This is a genomic window from Shinella kummerowiae (assembly GCF_009827055.1).
GTDB classification, from domain to species: Bacteria; Pseudomonadota; Alphaproteobacteria; order Rhizobiales; family Rhizobiaceae; genus Shinella; species Shinella kummerowiae.
In genome coordinates this window covers 1-19,906 of record NZ_WUMK01000005.1, presented here as the reverse complement: position 1 = coordinate 19,906, position 19,906 = coordinate 1, and the positions used below count along the sequence as shown (strand labels likewise).

General features: G+C 62.2%; 17 protein-coding genes. 7 read left to right on the top strand and 10 right to left on the bottom strand.

All coding sequences use genetic code 11. The features are described from left to right. Nucleotides 1-39: 39 nt before the first annotated feature. Both GR138_RS13850 and GR138_RS13845 read left to right on the top strand, forming a co-directional pair. Nucleotides 40-1,005, top strand: coding sequence for a glycosyltransferase family 2 protein (locus tag GR138_RS13850; RefSeq protein ID WP_338091091.1), 966 nt, complete (start codon nt 40-42; stop codon nt 1,003-1,005). Between the two features lie 189 nt (nt 1,006-1,194). Beyond that, nucleotides 1,195-1,863: a sugar transferase gene (locus GR138_RS13845; RefSeq protein WP_246200460.1), complete on the top strand. Its 669-nt coding sequence runs from the start codon at nt 1,195-1,197 to the stop codon at nt 1,861-1,863. A gap of 95 nt (nt 1,864-1,958) precedes the next feature. Here GR138_RS13845 and GR138_RS13840 read toward each other — a convergent pair whose 3' ends face one another. Further along, nucleotides 1,959-2,717, bottom strand: coding sequence for a helix-turn-helix transcriptional regulator (locus GR138_RS13840; RefSeq protein ID WP_160859836.1), 759 nt, complete (start codon nt 2,715-2,717; stop codon nt 1,959-1,961). A 1,020-nt stretch (nt 2,718-3,737) separates the two neighbouring features. Here GR138_RS13840 and rfbC point away from each other — a divergent pair. From rfbC to rfbA, 4 genes are read left to right on the top strand one after another with little or no spacing between them, the layout of a single operon-like run. Further along, nucleotides 3,738-4,319 carry a dTDP-4-dehydrorhamnose 3,5-epimerase gene (gene rfbC, locus GR138_RS13835; protein WP_160859835.1) on the top strand — a complete coding sequence of 194 codons (582 nt, stop codon included), beginning with the start codon at nt 3,738-3,740 and terminating at the stop codon, nt 4,317-4,319. 2 nt (nt 4,320-4,321) lie between these two features. Then, the gene (gene rfbB, locus GR138_RS13830; protein WP_160859834.1) at nt 4,322-5,380 is read left to right on the top strand and encodes a dTDP-glucose 4,6-dehydratase; all 1,059 of its coding nucleotides are present in this window, start codon (nt 4,322-4,324) and stop codon (nt 5,378-5,380) included. A gap of 5 nt (nt 5,381-5,385) precedes the next feature. Further along, on the top strand, nt 5,386-6,309 hold the full coding sequence (gene rfbD / locus GR138_RS13825) for a dTDP-4-dehydrorhamnose reductase (RefSeq protein ID WP_160860254.1): 924 nt from the start codon (nt 5,386-5,388) through the stop codon (nt 6,307-6,309). Further along, the gene (gene rfbA, locus GR138_RS13820; protein WP_160859833.1) at nt 6,306-7,169 is read left to right on the top strand and encodes a glucose-1-phosphate thymidylyltransferase RfbA; all 864 of its coding nucleotides are present in this window, start codon (nt 6,306-6,308) and stop codon (nt 7,167-7,169) included. Before rfbD ends, rfbA begins: the two co-directional genes overlap by 4 nt. A 118-nt stretch (nt 7,170-7,287) precedes the next feature. Here the strand turns inward: rfbA and mcpU are convergent, their stop codons facing one another. The 9 genes from mcpU to tauA all read right to left on the bottom strand — a co-directional run bounded on the left by mcpU (nt 7,288) and on the right by tauA (nt 18,156). Next, nucleotides 7,288-9,387: a methyl-accepting chemotaxis protein McpU gene (mcpU, locus tag GR138_RS13815; RefSeq protein WP_276508789.1), complete on the bottom strand. Its 2,100-nt coding sequence runs from the start codon at nt 9,385-9,387 to the stop codon at nt 7,288-7,290. Nucleotides 9,388-9,571: 184 nt separating this feature from the next. Further along, entirely contained in the window at nt 9,572-10,570 is a 999-nt protein-coding gene (gene pta, locus GR138_RS13810; RefSeq protein ID WP_160859832.1) for a phosphate acetyltransferase, read from the bottom strand. Next, the gene (locus tag GR138_RS13805) at nt 10,570-11,607 is read right to left on the bottom strand and encodes a YeiH family protein (protein WP_160859831.1); all 1,038 of its coding nucleotides are present in this window, start codon (nt 11,605-11,607) and stop codon (nt 10,570-10,572) included. The genes pta and GR138_RS13805 overlap by 1 nt, the downstream gene beginning before the upstream one ends. Before the next feature lie 76 nt (nt 11,608-11,683). Continuing rightward, nucleotides 11,684-13,459, bottom strand: a complete 1,776-nt coding sequence (gene xsc / locus GR138_RS13800; RefSeq protein WP_160859830.1) for a sulfoacetaldehyde acetyltransferase — start codon at nt 13,457-13,459, stop codon at nt 11,684-11,686. Between the two features lie 44 nt (nt 13,460-13,503). Then, nucleotides 13,504-14,904, bottom strand: coding sequence for an NAD(P)/FAD-dependent oxidoreductase (locus tag GR138_RS13795; RefSeq protein ID WP_160859829.1), 1,401 nt, complete (start codon nt 14,902-14,904; stop codon nt 13,504-13,506). A 15-nt stretch (nt 14,905-14,919) separates the two neighbouring features. After that, entirely contained in the window at nt 14,920-15,300 is a 381-nt protein-coding gene (locus GR138_RS13790; protein WP_202402668.1) for a nuclear transport factor 2 family protein, read from the bottom strand. Nucleotides 15,301-15,413: 113 nt separating this feature from the next. After that, a complete protein-coding gene (locus GR138_RS13785) occupies nt 15,414-16,241 on the bottom strand; it encodes an ABC transporter permease subunit (protein ID WP_160859827.1) in 828 nt (275 codons plus the stop codon). Next, nucleotides 16,234-17,046, bottom strand: coding sequence for a taurine ABC transporter ATP-binding protein (locus GR138_RS13780; RefSeq protein ID WP_160859826.1), 813 nt, complete (start codon nt 17,044-17,046; stop codon nt 16,234-16,236). Before GR138_RS13780 ends, GR138_RS13785 begins: the two co-directional genes overlap by 8 nt. Before the next feature lie 90 nt (nt 17,047-17,136). Continuing rightward, nucleotides 17,137-18,156 (bottom strand): taurine ABC transporter substrate-binding protein, encoded by a 1,020-nt coding sequence (gene tauA / locus GR138_RS13775; RefSeq protein WP_160859825.1) that lies wholly within the window; start codon nt 18,154-18,156, stop codon nt 17,137-17,139. Nucleotides 18,157-18,295: 139 nt separating this feature from the next. Between tauA and pdxR the strand changes: the two genes are divergently transcribed. Further along, on the top strand, nt 18,296-19,783 hold the full coding sequence (gene pdxR, locus GR138_RS13770) for a MocR-like pyridoxine biosynthesis transcription factor PdxR (protein ID WP_160859824.1): 1,488 nt from the start codon (nt 18,296-18,298) through the stop codon (nt 19,781-19,783). Nucleotides 19,784-19,906: the final 123 nt, after the last annotated feature.

Below are 19,906 nucleotides of genomic sequence, written 5' to 3'. Positions count from 1 at the left end.
ACAGATACGCGGCGGCATGCTGCAACGCGTGAACGAGTGGTGCGGACGGTCAACGCGTCCGCGGCGCGAGGAATGGGGACCCAGATGCAGCCGCAGCTCACAGTCATAATCCCGCATCTCAACGAGCCGGAAGGCAACCTCCGGCGCTGCCTTCTTGCGTTGGACGCCCAGAACGCCCCTCATCTCAGGCTGCAGATCATCGTTGTCGACAACGGCTCCGTGGAGCTTCCGTCCGCGGCATGCGCCGACTTTCCCGATGTCCTTCTCGAACGGGAGACGACGCCGGGCCCAGGCCCCGCCCGCAATCGCGGCGCTATGCTGGCTAAGTCCGATCTGCTTGCCTTCGTCGATGCCGATTGTGTGGTCGAGCCGGGCTGGGCCCAGACGATCGTCCACACGATGAACAGCCACCCGGAGGTCGATGTCATCGGTGGCGACATCGGAATCCTCATGACCGATCCCGCCCACCCGACCGCAATCGAGGCCTATGAGAGCATCTACAGCTATCGGGTGCGGCTCTATGTCGAACGGCACGGATATGCCGCCACCGGCAACATGGCCGTGCGGGCCTCGGTCTTCCGGCACGTTGGCCCCTTCGGCGGGATCGCCACGATGGAGGACACCGCGTGGGGGCAGCGGGCGACGGCATTGGCCTTCAAGACCGTTTTCCTGCCGCAAGCAAAGGTGCTGACGCCGTCGTGCAGGTCTTTCGGCGAGCTTGTACGCCGGTGGGATCGTCATGTGGCACACCAGTTCGATGATTGGCGGCGCGGCCAGTCTACGCGGTTGCGGTGGTTTGCGGTCTGCCTGGCAGTCGCAGGCTCCCCTCTGCTGGAGGCTTTTCGCATTTTCGCAAGCGAGAGGGTCTCGGGCCTGCGAAACCGCCTGCTTGCCCTCGCCTGCCTCACCCGGGTTCGTCTGTACCGCGCCAGACGCATGTTTGACGTCGCCCGCCGCGATCAGGCGGCAGCGCTTTTGGAAAGCTGGAACCGCGAAGGCTTATGATCGCAGACGGCCCAGCCAGCCATGTATATATCTAAATAATAATAGATCAAATTATCTATATAAAATAAAAACCAAGAATATATAAGAAATTAATTAAGAATAAACGAGATACGAAATCCAAAAACCGAAAGTAAGTTTTCGCTTCACGCGACTTTGATTAGTCGCGTCGTGAGATGCTGGAGGCGTAAATTGGCGAACATACTTCTATACAGCTCTGATAGAGAGCCGGAACTATCCAAAAATCGGGAGAAACACCGCCTCTATATCTTTATAAAGAGGGCATTCGATCTTTCAGCCGTGCTGATGATCGCGCCAGCCGCCTTGCTTGCGATAGGCATTCTGGCCCTGCTTGTCCGTCTGGACGGAAGCAGCGCATTCTATCGCCAGCCGCGTATCGGCATGGGCGGCAGGACATTCATGCTGTGGAAGCTGCGGACCATGGTGCCACAAGCAGAACGCAAGCTGGAAAGCTACCTGGCCGCTCACCCGCAGGCTCGATTGGCGTGGAACCAGAGCCAGAAGCTGCGGGACGATCCCAGGGTCACCGCCATAGGCCGCTACCTGCGCAAATATTCGCTCGACGAACTCCCGCAATTGCTGAATGTCTTGCTCGGCGACATGAGCCTTGTCGGCCCGAGGCCGATACTGCCGGAACAACGCCAACTCTATGATGGAACGGCTTATTATCGGCTGCGCCCGGGCCTGACAGGTCTTTGGCAGATCGGCAAGCGCAACGAAGCGACGTTTGCGGAGCGCGCGGTCATAGACACCGAGTATTTTAACAGGATGTCGCTTTTCACGGACATCCGGATTCTCTCTAAAACCCCCATCGTCGTGTTGAAGGGTACCGGTGTCTGATCGCCCCCTGCCCCAAAAGCTCAGGCACTGACGCTCCTTCACACGCGAGACGGCCCGTTGCAAAACGGGCCGTCTTTTTGTCGCGTCTGTTTAACTCAAGCTTCCAGCGGAAACAGTTCGTTGAGCTTGTAGGCAACCTCGGTGCGATTGGTCGCGTTCATCTTCTTCATGATGTTGCGTATATGCACCTTGACGGTGCTCTCACGAAGATTGAGCTCATAGGCGATGATTTTGTTGGCCTTGCCGCGACGCACGGCATTTGCCACCTCGATCTGCCGGGCCGTGAACATGCTGTCGAGCAGCCGCGCTGGTGGCGCCTCGGCCTCCAGCATTTGACGCGCGGCGAGCACGCTGCTTGCGGGCAGGAAAACGCCGCCGGCCAAGGACAAGGCGATGGCCTCCAGGCAAACATCGATTGTTACGGATGATGGAATATAACTCTTCGCGCCGAATTCGAGCGCCTTCATGATCTGCAGGAGGTCCGCCGAATCCGCAAGAAGGATGACCGGCACCCGGAATTCCTCGGCAAGGGCCCTGACACTTTCGGCCACGGCCGGATTGTCGGCGTTATCCCCGCCGATATTGAAGAGGATTGCAGCGAGCGGCGGAACCTCGTCCCTCAACGAGTTCCAGTGTTCCGCCGAAGTGACGGCGATAAACTCCAATCCGCTCTTGTGCGATCCGAGGCATTTTGCCAGACATTGCCCATCCAGCGACCTTCGATCCAGTACCATTATCGTCTTTTCTCGGCCGGATGGGCCAACCGAGATTTGCCGTCCATTAGAATCCGAGAAATCTGCAAAGCTAGAAGCGGGAAATTCCTTTCCCCCCATGTACGTCTGTGTCGATGCCATGACCACAATACTCCATGTCAAGACGGTTAGTCTTCTCTTTTGACCTCTAAAACGACGATTTTTTTATCTCACTGGTGCGCACCCAGAGATCCCCCAGCCGAACCTGGCAGCGAAATAACCTGCATCTTTAAGGATGTCGCCCAATAATGTATGACTAATATATCGTAAATATTTCAACCTGCATAGCTATTTTGTACGACTCTATGTCGATGCTTAATTGCAAAGGATAATAGCCAATCGCCGTAGCGTTTTTTAGTTAGTTTCCATAGCTTACGATTAAATAAATCACCAAAAAAATCCCTCCGAAGAACCGCATAATTCTTTTATCCGCGCCATGCATCTCGAAAAACAATCCAAAAGTTCTTGAAAGTTCTCGCAGTTAAACAAGAGAATAATTGGAAATTGTGTGTATATTTCCTAATTTTAGGAAAATGAAATTTAGCAGGTTACGATAGCTATATTGTAGATAAGTATGCCGGACAATTTTCTGTTCCGAATTTGTCCAAAATAATTGCAGTTTGCGCTTGAAATTAACGATCGCACAGGCTCTTCCCACGCCTTTGGCGCGATCTTTCTCGTGAGAATTCAACCCTCTTAGACCGCATAGATACGCGGCGATGGCGGCTTGGCAGCCGTGTTGACGCCAGTGAAACGGCCCGCGGCGTTCAACCACGATGGTGACCAGAGGGCGGGCTGCATAGGATTCGACCGAGCGCGCGGCGGCCAGCCGCGTCGTCCGCGTCAAAAAGCGATTGGTAGCCTTGTATATCCGGCTGGCCGACCTTTGGACCACCGCAACACCGCCCCCAAAAGAGCCGAAAGACGGCCATCGCACGCGACGCCAAAGCCGGGCGCGTTTTTCTCACGGCTTCGGACGTACAAGCGTTATGTAGAAACGTCGATAACTACGCCTTTTGTACTTGGTCTGGAGGTTTGTATCGGCAATATTTGTAAAACCGTGAACATTAGTCTCGAATGAGTTGCGGCCCTTTCCGGTGATAAAAACATCGCGGGGGGCCTATGACACAACTTGAACGGCTTGCCATTGCAGACATTGTGAAGATCGTGCCGACCCGGCACGGTGACGACAGGGGCTATTTCTCGGAGGTGTTCAAGGACGCCTGGTTCCGGGAACATGTCGCGGATGTCACCTTCGTGCAGGACAACCAGTCGCTCTCCGCAGCGAAGGGAACGATACGGGGGCTCCACTTCCAGCTCGACCCTTTCGCCCAGGGCAAGCTCATCCAGTGCATCAGAGGCTCGGTTTTCGACGTCGCCGTCGATATACGCGCGGGATCGCCGACCTTCGGCCAATGGGCAGGCGCCGAACTCTCCGGCGGGAACGGCGCCCAACTCTGGATCCCGACCGGCTTCGCGCACGGCTTCTTGACGCTCGAGCCGCACACCATCGTTCATTACAAGGTCACGGCACCCTACAGCGCGCAGCACGACCGTGGTCTGCGCTGGAACGACCCCGCTATCGGTATCGCATGGCCGGCCGAGGCGGCAGAGGTCGTTTTGTCGGAAAAGGACGCGGCACAGCCGTCGCTGGCAGATCTTCCGCCGTCCTTCACATTTTCCCCGTTTCTGGAGAGGGCCTGACAATGCGTATTCTTGTCACCGGCGGCGCGGGTTTCATCGGCTCGGCCCTCATCCGTTACCTGGTGCGCGAGGTCGGCGTCGAGGTGCTCAATGTCGACAAGCTGACCTATGCCGGCAACCTCGCCTCGCTGAAGGATGTCGAAAACGCGCCGAACTACCGTTTCTTCAAGGCGGATATCTGCGCTAAACCGATCATGACCGATATATTCGACAGCTTCCGGCCTGATCGCGTGATGCATCTCGCCGCCGAAAGCCATGTCGACCGCTCGATCAACGCAGCCGGCACCTTCATCGAAACCAATGTGGTGGGCACGTTCACCCTGCTCGAGGCCGCGCGGGCGTACTGGAACGGCCTGTCCGCTTCCGCACGGGTACATTTCCGCTTCGTGCATGTCTCGACCGACGAGGTCTACGGCTCTCTGGGCGATCAGGACCTTTTCCATGAAGACACGCCCTACGATCCCTCCTCGCCTTACTCGGCTTCGAAGGCGGCAAGCGACCATCTGGCCATCGCCTGGCAGCGGACTTACGGGCTTCCGGTGATCGTGTCGAACTGCTCGAACAATTACGGGCCTTACCATTTTCCGGAAAAACTCATCCCTCTCGTTATTCTCAATGCCCTCGAGGGAAAGCCGCTGCCGGTTTATGGCAAGGGCGCGAATATCCGGGACTGGCTCTATGTCGAGGATCACGCCCGCGCGCTGCACCTCATCGCCGAAAGGGGCCGGCCGGGCGAGAAGTACAATGTCGGCGGCCGCAACGAACAGCGCAACATCGATGTGGTCAGGCGCATCTGCCAGATCATGGATGCGATGCGGCCGAAAGACGGCCCGCATGAACACCTGATCACCTATGTCGATGACCGGCCAGGCCACGACGCGCGCTATGCCATCGATGCGACACGGCTGGAGACCGAACTCGGCTGGAAAGCGCAGGAGAAATTCGAGAGCGGTATCGAGAAGACCGTTGCCTGGTTTCTCGAGAACGAGTGGTGGTGGCGACCGTTGCGCAAAACCGTCTATCCCGGCGAGCGCCTCGGCCTGCTGGAAAGGCGGGCGTGAGTTCGATGCGGATCGTCGTCACCGGCAAGGAAGGTCAGATCGCGCGGTCACTCGCGGCCCTCGGCCCGCACATGGATGTCGAGATCGTGACGGCCGGCCGGCCGGAACTGGACCTCGCGGTTCCGGCCAGCATCATGTCTGCGCTCTCGGCGGTACGCCCGGATGCAATCGTCTCGGCCGCCGCCTATACCATGGTCGACAAAGCGGAGACAGAGCGGGATCTCGCCTTTGCCGTCAATGGCCTCGGCGCCGGCGCCGTGGCCGAGGCGGCTGCCCGGCTCGACGTGCCGCTGCTCCACCTGTCCACGGACTATGTGTTCAACGGCCGCAAACCAGGTCGCTATGTCGAGACTGATCCGGTTGGGCCGATTTGCGTCTATGGCGCGTCGAAACTGGACGGCGAGCACCGCGCAGTGGCGGCCGCCAGCAACCTCGCGATCTTTCGCACGGCCTGGGTCTATTCGCCCTATGGCGTCAACTTTCTCAAGATCATGCTCAGGCTCGGAGAAACGCGCGACAAGCTCCCCGTCGTCGCCGACCAGCAGGGCTGTCCAACCTCGGCCGAGGATATCGCCCGCGCCCTGATCCTGGCGGCGCGGCGGATGGTCGATGACCGCGATGGTCGGTATCGCGGTATCTTTCACCTGACCGGCGCCGGCGAAGCCAGCTGGGCGGAGTTCGCGCACGAGATCTTTTGCGCGGCGGAGGCCTACGAGCGCAACCCTGTCGAGGTCGTCCCGATCGCCTCCGACCAATATCCGTCACCGGTCAAGCGGCCGGCAAATTCCAGACTTTCGAGCGACAAGCTCACACACATCTACGGCATCACACTGCCGGACTGGCGGACGTCGACCCGCAAGGTTGTTGAGACGCTTCTCGGTGGAAAGCTCACGCAGGCAAGAAGCGCTCATTCTGGGGAACGGCAATGAAAGGCATCATTCTGGCCGGCGGCAACGGCACGCGGTTGCATCCGATGACCATGGCGATCAGCAAGCAGATCCTGCCGATCTATGACAAGCCGATGATCTATTATCCGCTGACGACCCTGATGCTGGCGGGTATTCGCGACATCCTGGTCATTTCCACACCACACGACATGCCGCACTTCCAAAAGCTTCTGGGCGACGGCGCGCAATGGGGCTTGCAGCTTTCCTATGCCATCCAGCCGAGGCCGGAGGGCCTTGCGCAGGCCTTTGTGATCGGCGCCGATTTCATCGGTCACTCGAATTGCTGCCTTATCCTCGGCGACAACATCTTCTTCGGGCATGGCCTGCCCAAGCTCCTGGCGGATGCAAGCGCAAACACGGCGGGTGGCACGGTCTTCGCCTATCATGTCGTCGATCCGGAGCGCTATGGCGTGGTCGAGTTCGACAGGGAAATGAAAGCGGTCTCCATCGAGGAAAAACCGAAGGCGCCGAAATCCAACTGGGCTGTCGCGGGTCTCTATTTCTATGACCCCTCCGTGGTGGAGGTCGCGGCCACCCTGAAGCCTTCGGACCGTGGTGAATATGAGATCACGGATGTCAACCGCCACTATCTGGAACGCGGCACGCTCAGAGTATCGATCATGGGACGCGGCTATGCCTGGCTCGACACCGGCACGCCGGAGAGCCTGCTCGAAGCGGGCGATTTCGTGCGCACACTCGAAAAACGTCAGGGCTTCAAGATCGCCTGCCCGGAAGAAGTCGCGCTCGGCCAGGGCTTCATTTCATGCACCGAGTTCGAGAAACAGGCCGAGCGATACGGCAAGAGCGACTACGGCAACTATCTGAGACGATTGCTTCAGTAGGAAGGGCGCAAGAGCGGGACGAAGACAGCACCGGATACGGCGAGCATCGCGACAGAACCAGAACTGGAGGCTGCAACCGTAAGGCAGCAACCTCCAATCCCGTTTAACCAGAGGCCGCTCAGGCCGCGCGCCGCGCCGGGCGGGCCTCGTAGGTTGCAGCCCCCTGCCCGAGCCGGAACTGCGCCAGCAAGGCGTTGAGCGCTGCGGCTTCGGCCGCAAGGCCGTGGCTGGCGGCGGTCTGTTCCTCAACCATGGCGGCGTTCTGCTGTGTACCCTGGTCCATCGTGTTGACGGCGGTGTTGATCTCCTGCAGCCCCGTCGACTGCTCGCGGGCGGCGGTGACGATGGCGTTGACGTGGCCGTTGATCTCCTGCACCTCGCGCACGATCGCTTCCAGCGCCGCACCCGTCTCGTCGACCAGCGACACGCCGGAGCGCACCTGTTCGCCCGAGGTGGTGATCAGCGCCTTGATCTCCTTGGCCGCATTGGCCGAGCGCTGGGCAAGCTCGCGCACCTCCTGGGCGACGACCGCAAAGCCCTTGCCAGCCTCACCGGCACGCGCCGCCTCGACGCCCGCATTCAGCGCCAGCAGGTTGGTCTGGAAGGCGATGTCGTCGATCACGCCGATGATGTTGGTGATCTCGCTCGAGGACTTTTCGATGCCCTGCATGGCCGAGACGGCGCGGCGCACCACCTCGCCCGACTTTTCCGCACCGCTGCGGGTGCGCGAGACCAGCGAGCCGACCTCCTCCGCCCGACGCGTCGAGTCCTTCACGGTCGTCGTGATCTCCTCAAGTGCTGCGGCGGTCTCCTCGACGGAGGCGGCCTGCTGCTCCGTGCGGCGGGCGAGGTCGTCGGCGGCCGTGCGGATTTCCATGGCGCCGGCATCGATGGCGCGGGCGTTCTGGCCGACCGTCGTCATCGCCGTGTGCAACTTGGTGACGGAGTGGTTGAAGTCGGTGCGCAGGCGATCGAGATGGCCGGCGAAGGGGGTGTCGATGCGGTGGGCGAGGTCCCCCTCGGCAAGCCGCCCGAGGCCATCCGCCAACGCCTCGACGGCGTGGTGGATTTCGGCCGCCTCGCGGGCCTTGAGCGCCTCACGCTCGCGGCGTTCGCCTTCGGACAGCACGCGGCCCTCCTCGGCGGCGTTTTCGAGGCGGGTGCGCTCGATGGCATTGTCGCGGAACACGGCGACGGCCGCCGCCATGCGGCCGATCTCGTCCGTGCGGTCCGCCGCCGGAATTTCCTCTGAAACGTCGCCACGCGCCAGCCGGCTCATCATGCCGGTCATGCGGACCACGGGTTTTACGACCAGGCGGGACAGAAGCAGGGCCAGCACCCCTATCATGGCAACGACACCGACGACGGTGCCGATCGACGCGGCCAGGCGGAACTCGCCGATGCTGGCATTGGCGATATCCCGATCGACGATCAGGCCGAGATACCAGTTGCCGACCGGCAGGCCAGCGATTGGCAGGAAGCTGACCAAGACCTGCTTGCCACCAAGTTCGGTCTGCATGAGACCCTTGCTGTCGATGACGGGGGTCGCCTGCGGGAACATGTCGGCAAGGGATTTGGAGACCAAAGCGGGGTCCGGGTGGACCAGCACCGTGCCGTCGCCGTTGACGAGGAAGGCCGAACCCATGCCGCCGAGATCGACCTTGCCGATCATACCGACGAGACCTTCAAGCGGGAAATCGGTACCGGCGACGCCAATGAGTTCACCGTCGCGCTTGACCGGAACGACGGCGCTGATCACCAGCGCATTGCTGGCGGCGTCGTTATAGGGATCCGTTAAGAGTGGTCCGTCAAGCTTGACGGCATCCTTGTACCAGGCGCGTTTGCGCGGATCGAAATCCTTGGGCATCTCGGCGGGCGGGAGGCGCGTAAAGGCGCCATCGGCCCCGTTGCCGTAATAGACCATGGCAAATTCGCGCGACAGAAGCGGATTACCGAAACGCTGGAGCATATCCTCTCTGCCGGTCGACTTCCCGGCGATATCGGCGACCAGCTCGGTCAGCATCACGCGGGCGCTCAGCCAGTTGGAAATGCCGGTCGCGGCCAGTTGGCCGGACGATTCGATCTCCGCCGCCACGCCCTTGGCGACCGTACCGCGTTGCAGCGTGTCGATATAGACCGAAAAACCGGAAAAGGCCGCGATGACGGCCAGCGACGCTGCCAAGAGGATCTTGGCCATGAGGTTGAGACGTATTTTCAAGGAAGCCTCCCGAATTCCAATGCCCGGCCGTGCCCGCGCACAAGCAGGATTTCTGATCGTATGATGTGCGGGAAATCTTGCCGTCATGGCAGCGTCGAGCGAACTCGCCCGGAAGTGCAGAATTGATATAGATCGTTAAAACCCGCCTAATATCCGTTTGGATTTGTTTGGGTTTTCGGATCCCTCAACGATTGCCGGCCTGGACCACGGTGACGGCGATCATGTGGAAGACGTCGGCGGCGTTGCAGCCACGAGACAGATCATTGGCGGGCCTGGCGAGGCCCTGCAGGATAGGACCGATGGCGGTGGCGCCGCCGATGCGCTGGGCGATCTTGTAGCCGATATTGGCGGCATCGAGATTGGGGAAAACGAAGACATTGGCCTCGCCATGCAGTGCCGACTGCGGCGCCTTGGCGGCGCTGACGGCCTCGACAAAGGCGGTGTCGAACTGCAACTCGCCATCGATGACAAGGCAGGGTTCCGCGGCATGCGCCAACCGCGTCGCCTCCACCACCTTTGAGACCCGCTCGTGCGCGGCGCTGCCGGCGGTCGAGAAGGACAGCATCGCCACCTTTGCCGGCTTGCCGGCCAGTGCCTCGAAGGAGCGCGCCGACATCACGGCGATATCGGCAAGCCCCGCCGCGTCCGGATCAACCACCAGCCCGCAATCGGCAAAGACGAAGGCGCCCTTCTTCACATGATGCGCCTCGCACAGCATCATCAGGAAGAAGCTCGACACCAGGCCGACGCCGGGCGCGCGGCCGATGGTCTGGAGCGCGGCGCGCACCGTGTCGGCCGTGGTCGCCACAGCCCCACCCACCGTGCCGTCCGCCTCGCCCGCGCGCACCATCATGGCGGCAAAGACGAGCGGCGAGCGGACCGCCGCGTCGGCCGCAGCCTCGTCGATGCCCTTGGCCTTGCGAAGCGCGTAATAGGCAGCGGTCAGACGTGGTGTAAGGAGAGACGAGGCCGGATCCTCGATGCGGATTTCGCCCGCCCCGGCGCCGACCGCGGCAAGTCGCTCTTCGACGATTGTTCGGCGACCGACGAGGGTGATGCTGGCCACGCCCGCGCGGACAGCCTGCACCGCCCCCTCGACAATACGCGGGTCTTCCCCTTCGGCGAGCACGATATGCCGTGGCGCGGATTTCGCAGCTTCGAGAATGCGGTCGAGCGGTTTCATCAGGCGTGTCCCAGATAGTGAATGCCGACGAGAATGAAGAGAGCGATGAAGACGGTCTCGGCGACGATGAGGGCGACGGCGTCGCCACCGACGTCGAGCACGCGGCGCAGCGAGGTTCGCATGCCGACGGCAACGATGCCGGCAAGCAGCGCCCAGCGCGAGGTTTCCATGCCGGCATTCGCCACCAGTTCCGGCACCAGACCGAAGGAGTTGAGCGCGGCGAAGATCAGGAAGGCGATAACGAAGCCGGGCATGAGCGGCGGGCGCTTGCCGGTCTCGCCTTCCCGCTGCGGCACGTTGCGCAACGAGAGCGAATAGATCAGCACGACCGGTGCCAGCATGGTGACGCGGATCAGCTTGACGAGCGTCGCCGTTTCTCCCGCTTCCGGAGAGACGGAGAAGCCGGCGCCGACGACCTGCGCCACGTCGTGGATGGTGCCGCCGAAGAAGATGCCTGTTGCACGCGCGTCCAGCCCCATGGTCTGGGCAATGATCGGATAGGCGATCATGGCGAGCGTCGAGAGTACCGTGACCGAGAGCACGGTAAAGATCAGGTTGCGCTCGGAAAACTCGTTCTTCGGCAGCACCGCGGCGATCGCCATCGCCGCAGAAGCGCCGCAGATCGCGACAGAGCCGCTGGTGAGCAGTGCCAGCCGCCAACCGCGGCCAAGCAGTTTTGCCGTGAGCAGGCCGAAGCCGATCGTGGCGACCAGTGCCGACACGAGCAGCAGGATGGTGCTGGCACCGAGGCCGATCAGAAGATCGACGCTGATGCGCATGCCGAGCAGCGCCACACCGATCCTGAGCACATGCTTGGCACAGAAATCGATGCCCGCCACGCAGCGTCCCTCTTCCGACAGGAAGTGGAAGGCAATGCCAAGCAGCAGGGCCATCAGCATGGCCGGCGCACCATAATGATCGGACAGGAACTGGGCTGCGACGGCCACGGCGGCGGCGACGGCAAAGCCCGGCCAGTAGGCTGCAAATCCGGAGGGCATGCCCCGGAAACGGTCTTGGACGGAGGCGGCGAAAGTCATGATGTCGGTCCAGTCGCTTGCGGGAAAGCTTGCCCGCCCGGACGCACCGGGCGGGACATGGATCGTGCGCGTGCAATCAGGCCCGCGGCTGCGGGCGCATGTCGGCGCGGTCGATGCCGGCAATCGGCACCGGCTTCTTCATCGCGTCGCGGCGGAAGGGTTCGCCGAGTTCCTGGTTGAGGATGACCTCGACGAAGGTCGTCACGCCACGCGCCTGGTCGGCAATCGCGTTCGACAATGCCTCGGTGAGGGCCGCCGTCGTATCGACGGAAACACCCTTCAGCCCGCAACCCTCGGCCACCTTGGCGTAGCTGAGATTGGGATTGAGTTCGGTGCCGACGAAGTTGTTGTCATACCAGAGCGTCGTGTTGCGCTTTTCCGCGCCCCACTGATAGTTGCGGAAGATCACCATGGTGATCGCCGGCCAGCCCTCGCGGCCGATGGCGCCCATCTCGTTCATCGAGATGCCGAAGGCCCCGTCGCCGGCAAAACCGACCACCGGTACATCCGGGCAACCGATCTTTGCGCCGACGATCGACGGGAAGCCGTAACCGCAGGGACCGAACATGCCGGGCGCAAGATATTTCCGGCCCTGCTCGAACGTCGGATAGGCGTTGCCGATCGCGCAGTTATTGCCAATGTCGGTCGAGATGATCGCTTCCTTCGGCAAAGCGGCCTGGATCGCTCGCCAGGCCTGGCGCGGCGACATGCGGTTCGGCTCGCGATTGCGCGCGCTTTCGTTCCATTCCGTGCCGACATCGTCATCCTCATGGTCCATCGAGGAGAGCTGCTGCTGCCAGGCCGAGCGGGTCTGGTGGATGGTTGCCTTGCGCTCCTCGCGGCCGGCATTTCCGGCGGACGGCGAGAGTTGCTCGAGGATCTGGCCCGCCACCTGCCTGGCGTCGCCGCAGATGCCGACGGAAACCTTCTTGGTGAGGCCGATGCGATCGGCATTGATGTCGACCTGGATGATCGCGGCATTCTTCGGCCAGTAGTCGATGCCGTAGCCCGGCAGGGTCGAGAACGGATTGAGCCGCGTGCCAAGCGCCAGCACGACGTCGGCCTTGGAGATCAGCTCCATCGCCGCCTTCGAGCCGTTATAGCCGAGCGGGCCGACCGACAGGCGATGGCTGCCGGGAAAGGCATCATTGTGCTGGTAACCGCAGCAGACCGGGGCGTCGAGCCGCTCGGCAAGCTTCATGGACGCGCCGATCGCACCGCCGATGACGACGCCGGCACCGTTGAGGATGACCGGGAATTTTGCTTCCGACAGCAGCCTTGCCGCCTCGGCGATCGCCTGCGGGCCGCCGGCCGGACGTTCGAAGCGCACGATGGCGGGCAGGTCGACGTCGATCACCTGGGTCCAGTAGTCGCGCGGGATGTTGATCTGCGCCGGGGCGCAGCCGCGGATCGCCTTCTCGATGACGCGGTTGAGCACTTCGGGAATGCGCGAGGGATCACGCACCTCTTCCTGGTAGCAGACCATTTCCTCGAACATCGCCATCTGGTCGACTTCCTGGAAGCCGCCCTGGCCGATGGTCTTGTTGGCCGCCTGGGGCGTGACCATGAGGAGCGGCGTGTGGTTCCAGTAGGCGGTCTTCATCGCGGTGATGAAGCCGGTGACGCCCGGGCCGTTCTGGCCGATGGCGATCGCCATCGTGCCGGTCGCGCGGCTAAAGCCGTCCGCCATCATGCCGGCATTGGTTTCGTGCGCGCAGTCCCAGAAGCGGATGCCGGCCTTGGGAAACAGGTCCGACACCGGCATCATGGCCGAGCCGATGATGCCGAAGGCATGTTCGAGGCCATGCATCTGGAGAACTTTGACGAAGGCTTCTTCGGTGGTCATTTTCATGGCGGGGTCCTTTCCCTGACGGAATTGATCGAGATGTCTGGCGGTTAGAGGATTTCGTCGCGCAGGGCGTACCAGCGGTACATTCCCCACTGGCCGAGCCGGCGGAACGGGGTAAGAAGGCCGTGGCTCGGCAGTGGCGAGGTGAAGATCGGAAGGTCGAGGCCGGCGCCCTTGCCGGCGACCATCTGCGCCATGCGGCGACCGGCCTGGGCCGAATACATGACGCCGTTGCCGCCATAGCCCATGGCGTAGAACAGCCTTTGGCTGGCATCCGGTTGGAAGATGCGCGGCATCATGTCATGGCTGACATCCACCCATCCCCACCAGGAATAGTCGATCTCGATGCCGCGCAGGATCGGGAACTTGCGGTGGAGCCCCTCGAGCAGCAGGGCGAGATGTTTCGGGTTGGTGGCGTCGCGCCCGGTGATGGCGCTGCGGCTGCCGATCTGCACCCGGCCATCCGGCAGCATGCGGTAATAGTGGCGCAGCGTGCGCGTATCGGTCAGCGGAATGCGCGCCTTGAAGTTCAGCGCCTGCTGCTCGTCCGCCGTCAGCGGTCGCGTGACGATGGAGTTCGACAGGATCGGCATCAGGCGGTGCTTCGTCAGCGCATTCATGCCGGGCGAGGTATAGCCAGCGGTGGCGATGCAGACGGCGCGGGCCCGCACCGTGCCGCCCGGCGTGCGGAGGTAATGCACGCCGCCCTTGGCGGTGCAGTCGAGCACGGGGCTCGACGTGTGCACCGTCGCCCCAAGACGCCGTGCCAGCCGGAGATAACCGAAGGCGAGCTTGGCAGCGTGGATGCCCATGCCATCCGGCTCGTACATGGCGCCGCGCGCTTCCGCGTCATTGACGAAATCACTGTGGATCTCCTCGCGCGAAACCATGCGGGCGCGGTAGCCGAAGACATCGTTGAGAACGCGGGTCTCGCTTTCGAGCGCGGGAAGAACCTTGTCGCGATGCGCGATATAGAGATGCCCGCCGTCCTGCGGATCGCAGTCGATTTCCGGTTCCCGCACCAGCGCGCGAAACAGGTCGAAGCCCTCGGTGATCTCCGCATGCATGCGTCTTGCGACATCGACACCCCAGCGGGCGATCCATTGCGAGCGCTTGAGGCGGCCGGCAGAAATCTGCGCCTGCCCGCCATTACGGGTGCTGCATCCCCAGGCAACGCCATTGGCTTCAAGCACCGTCGCCTTGATGCCGTGCTCGCGGGCCAGGTGGATGGCGCAGGAGAGGCCGGTATAGCCGGAACCGATGATGGCGACGTCAACATCGATGTCGCGCGTGATCGGGCCGTCGTCTTCCGGCTCGGGGCCGGCCGTGCCGATCCAGTAGGTCGGCGCATAGTCCTTGCCGATGCCCGGGTTCGGGGCATGTTCCGGGTCATAGGCGGGATCGAATGGCGTCCTGCCGGCCTTCTGGGGATTGGTGTGCTGTTGCATGGCCTTGCTCCGGCGCTAGTAGCGAGGCTGGAGGACAGGGCGGTTCTTGCGGAACGCCTGCTTGCGGGCGATCTTGCCGCCCTTGAAGGTGAAGAGATCGCACCCCTCGGCCTCGATGCGGCTGCCATCGGCGGCCGTGCCGGAGAAGGTCCATTCGGAAACGCCGCGATCCCCGTCAACGAAATGGCTGTGGTTGCCCCATTCGGCATCCGGCATCGCCTTCCAGACACCGCTGAAGGCGTCTGCGATCGCCGCGGTGCCGACAAAGCGGGTGCCGTAGACCTCCGGGCCACCGACCGCGTTGAACACACAGTCCTCGGAAAAGAAGCGCATCACCCCATCGATGTCATGTCGGTTGAAGGCATCGAACACGCTTTTGAGATCGGTTGCAGTCAGTGACATCGTCCTGTCCTTTGGCTGTCGCAGGGCATGGCTTCGCCGGAGACGGGAAACGCCGTCTTCAAAGGCCGCCACGGCCGGGTAGATGGAGTGTCGAAGTTGTCCGCCGGTTAGACGCGGCCCTTCCAGGGGATCAGTGTCTTTTCGAGGTAGCGGATCAGAAGGTCGAAGGCGAAAGCGAAGATGCCGATGACGAAGATACCCATGATCACGGTGTCGCTTTCGAGATTTTCGGCCGCGTTGAGGACCATGAAGCCGAGGCCACGGTTGGCGGCGACCATTTCCGCTGCCACGAGCGTCGTCCAGCCGACGCCGATGCCGATGCGCATGCCGGTGAAGATTTCCGGCAGCGCCGCCTTCATGATGACCTGGCTGATGACCTGGCCCCGGGTAGCGCCCATCGCATAGGCCGCGTGGATCTGCTCCGTCGAAACCGAGCGCACGCCTGCCCTTGCGGCAATCGCCATCGGCGCGAAAATCGCCAGATAGATCAGGAACACCTTCGGGAATTCGCCGATACCGAGCCAGATGATGACCAGCGGCAGATAGGCGAGCGGCGGCAGCGGGCGGTAGAATTCGATGATCGGATCGAACAGGCCGCGCACGAAGCGGTTGACGCCCATCAAAATACCGATCGGTACCGCCGTCACCATCGCCAGCAGGAAGGCGCCGAACACGCGGCCGATACTGGACAGCGTGTGCTGCATCAGTGTCGAGTTCGAAACACCCTCCGTCATCGCCAGCCAGAACTTGTCCCAGACGGCCAGCGGTGAGGGCAGGAAGAGCGGCTTGACCCAGCCGGACTCGGTCACGAGGAACCAGAGCGCGATGAGCACGGCTGCGGTCATGAAGCTGATGAGGGCGCTGTTTCCGTCACCCGGAGCCCCGAAGATCTTGCCGACCTTGGCGGGCTTGGCCCGTGTCACTCTGTCAAGCATGGGCCATCTCCGGGTTGCCGGACGCACGTTCGTCGCCATAGATGATGCCGAGCACTTCCTCGCGCATGCGGATGAATTCCGGGCTCGACTTGATCGCGCGGGCATTGCCCTCGGCGAGGAATTGCCGGTTGAAGTCGAGTTCGTAGGTGTGGGTGATGCGGCCGGGGCGCGGCGACATGACGATCAGCCGCGAGCCAAGGAACAGCGCCTCTTCCACGCTGTGCGTGATGAAGAAGAACATCTTGTTGGTGAGCTGCCAGACCTCCAGCAGCAGTTCCTGGATGGTCTCACGCGTCAGCGCATCGAGCGCCGCCATCGGCTCGTCCATCAGCAGCATGGCTGGGTCACAGGTTAACGCTCTTGCAATGCCGACGCGCTGCTGCATGCCGCCGGAAAGATGATAGATCATGTGGCGGTGAAAATCCTGCAGGCCGACAAGGGCGAGGTTTTTCGTCGCGATTTCCCGCCGCGCCGCCTTGTCGACGCCCCGCAATTTCAGACCGAATTCGGTGTTCTCAATCACGTTGAGCCACGGCAGAAGCGCGTGTTTCTGGAAGACCACGCCGCGTTCGGCGCCCGGCCCGTTGACCCGGTGGTTGCCAAGCGAGATGTCGCCTTCCGACGGTGCCATGAAACCTGCCATCAGGTTGAGCAACGTCGTCTTTCCGCAGCCCGAAGCACCGAGGGCGACGACGAAGTCTCCGCTCTTGATGGTGAGGTTGACGCCCTTCAGGGCAATCACCGCCTGATCCGAGTACAAGCCCGGATAGGTCAGGCTGATATTCCTGACGCTGAGTGTTTCCATGAGAAATGCCTCCCTGCACCTCGGTCACGTAGGTAAACGATGATGGCTGCACCGACCGCTCCACCGGCCGGTGCGCAATCGACGGCGGCCCTACTTGGCAGCCGCACCGGCGAAGCTCGAATTCACGAACGGCGCATAGTCGTCGAGCGACTTGCCGATCTGCTTCTGCTCCACGAGGAATTTTGCGCTTTCACTGAGGGCGCGGATCGCCCCGCCGCCAAGCCAGGTATCGGATGCCTGCTCGTCCGCATTCGGGAAGGAGAGCAGCCCCAGGGCCTCGACGGTGCTCGGACCGTCGCCGCCGATGAGCTTGACGATGCCCTGCACCTGCGGCGAATCCACCGTCCACGCAGCCTTGTTGGCATTATAGTCGGCATAGGATTGGGCCAGAACCTTGGTGAAAGCCTCCATGAGTTTCGGGTTTTCCGCCGCCCAGGCCTTGTCGACGACCAAACCGTCGAAGGTGGGGACGCTGGCCGCACCGATGACTTCGGAATCGGAGATCACCTTGCCCGACTTCAGGATTTCCGACAGCGCCGGCGGCCAGACATAGGCCGCGTCGATATCGCCACGCTGCCAGGCGGCAACGATCTGCGGCGGCTTCAGGTTGAGGATTTCGACCTCGCGCGGATCGACATTCCACACCTTGCTCATGCCGACCAGAAGGTGGAAATGCGACGTCGAGACGAAGGGCACGGCGACCTTCTTGCCCTTGAGATCCGCAGGCGTCTCGATGCCCGAACCATCGCGGGCGACCAAGGCCTCGGACTTGCCGATATTGTCAAGAATCCAGAAAAGTTCCATTTCCACGCCGCGCGTCGCAGCCGCGGCCGTGCCGGTCGAGCCAAGCACGCCGATCGGCACGTCGCCCGAGGCGAGCGCCGTCGTGATGTCGCCGGCCGACGAGAACTGGCGCCAGTCGATCGTGTACCCGACCTCCTTGGCAGCCGCGTCGAAACGGCCATCGGCAATCGCCGCCACGAACGGGCCGACGATCTGCTGATAGCCGACAACGAGATTGGTTTCCGCATAGGCCGCGCCGGACGCAAAAAGGCCGGCCAGAATGCTGGCAGTGGCTGCCATGCGATTGAAATGTCTGAAAAGCATCATCGTTCCTCCTCATTGATGATCGTTCGAGCCGGATTGTCCCGGTCTTCTTGATGAAAGTGATAAATGCCACGTCTCGCTTGCGTTATATCCAGTTTGGAAGTTGAATAAATCCAGATTGGCGACACGCTGGACAGATTGCATGCGGACCAACATTTCCGAGACGATCTTCTTCATCGACTGGGAGAGCGGATTGGGCTTGCAGGCCCAGTTGCGGGAAACGGTCGTGTCGGCCGTGCTGGCAGGCCGCGTCCAGCCGGGCGCGCACCTGCCCTCAACCCGGAAGCTCGCGGAATATCTCAATATTTCCCGCATCACGGCAACGCTCGCCTATCAGGAACTGGTATCGCAGGGGTATCTGGAAGCGTCCAACCGCAGTTCCTACCGCATCGCCAGCAATCCGCCCGGACGGGGCCTCGAAAACGACCGCCCTGCCTCCGGTTCCAATCCCGTCGACTGGTCGGGCAAGATGAAGATGCGCTTCGAAGTCGTGCGCCAGGTTTCGAAACCGCTCGACTGGCGACGTTATCCCTATCCTTTCCTCTATGGCCAGATGGATCCCTCGCTCTTCGACCTCAATGCCTGGCGCGATTGCGCGCGCCGGGCGCTGGCGCGCGAGGACTTCATCCTCATGGCGAGCGACTTCGCGGCGGCCGATGATGTCCGGCTGGTCAATTACATCTGCTCACGCACCCTGCCCCGGCGCGGCATTCATGCGAACCCGGACGAGGTGCTTATCACCGTCGGCGCGCAGAATGCGCTGTGGATGGTCACGCGGTTGATCCTCGACAAGGGTTCCAGCGCCGTGTGTGAAAACCCCTGCCATCCCGATACCAGCGCCTCGCTGCTTTTGAGCGGCGCCAGGGTCACGACGGTCGATGTCGATGGCGAGGGCCTGCCGCCGGATGGGTTGCCGGACGATACGGATGCCGTCTTCGTCACGCCCAGCCACCACTCGCCGACCGGCGCGACCATGCCGATCGACCGGCGCGCACGGCTGTTACAGGCGGCGGCGGAAAAGGATTTCATCATCGTCGAGGACGACTACGAATTCGAAATCAGCTATCTCGCCCCACCCTCGCCGGCCCTGAAGGCCTTCGATTCCACCGGGCGCGTGCTCTATATCGGCAGTTTCTCGAAGTCGCTGTTTCCGGGCCTGCGCCTTGGTTATCTCGTGGCTCCCGCGCCGTTCATCCGCGAGGCGCGCGCGTTGCGCTCGCTGATGCTGCGCCACCCACCCGGCCACCTGCAACGCACCGTCGCCTATTTCCTGGCGCTCGGCCATTACGACGCCGTGCTGCACCGCATGCGCACGGAATACCACAAGCGCCACGTGCTGATGGCCGAGAGCCTGCAGCGCGAGGGCCTCACCGTCGCCGGCGCGTCGGCGTTCGGCGGCACCTCGTTCTGGATGGAAGGGCCGCAGGGTCTCGATGCCGACCGGCTGGTGCAGGATTTGCGTCAGGACGGCGTGCTCGTCGAATCCGGATCGCCCTTCTTCCCGCGCAGCGATGCCCCGTGCCGCTTCTTTCGCATGGGCTATTCATCCATACCGAGCGACAACATCGCGGCCGGCGTGGCACGCGTACGCGCCGCGATCGATGCGCATTTTCGGCCGCGTACGGAGTGAGCCCTCGGCTCTCCATGTTCGGAAAACCTATATTTCCGGCAGCGACGGCGCTTGCGTCTTGTTTAGCCGAAGGCGCGTCCGATACCGCGCGCTGCTCCGGTGATCAGGGCACTTTTGCCCTTG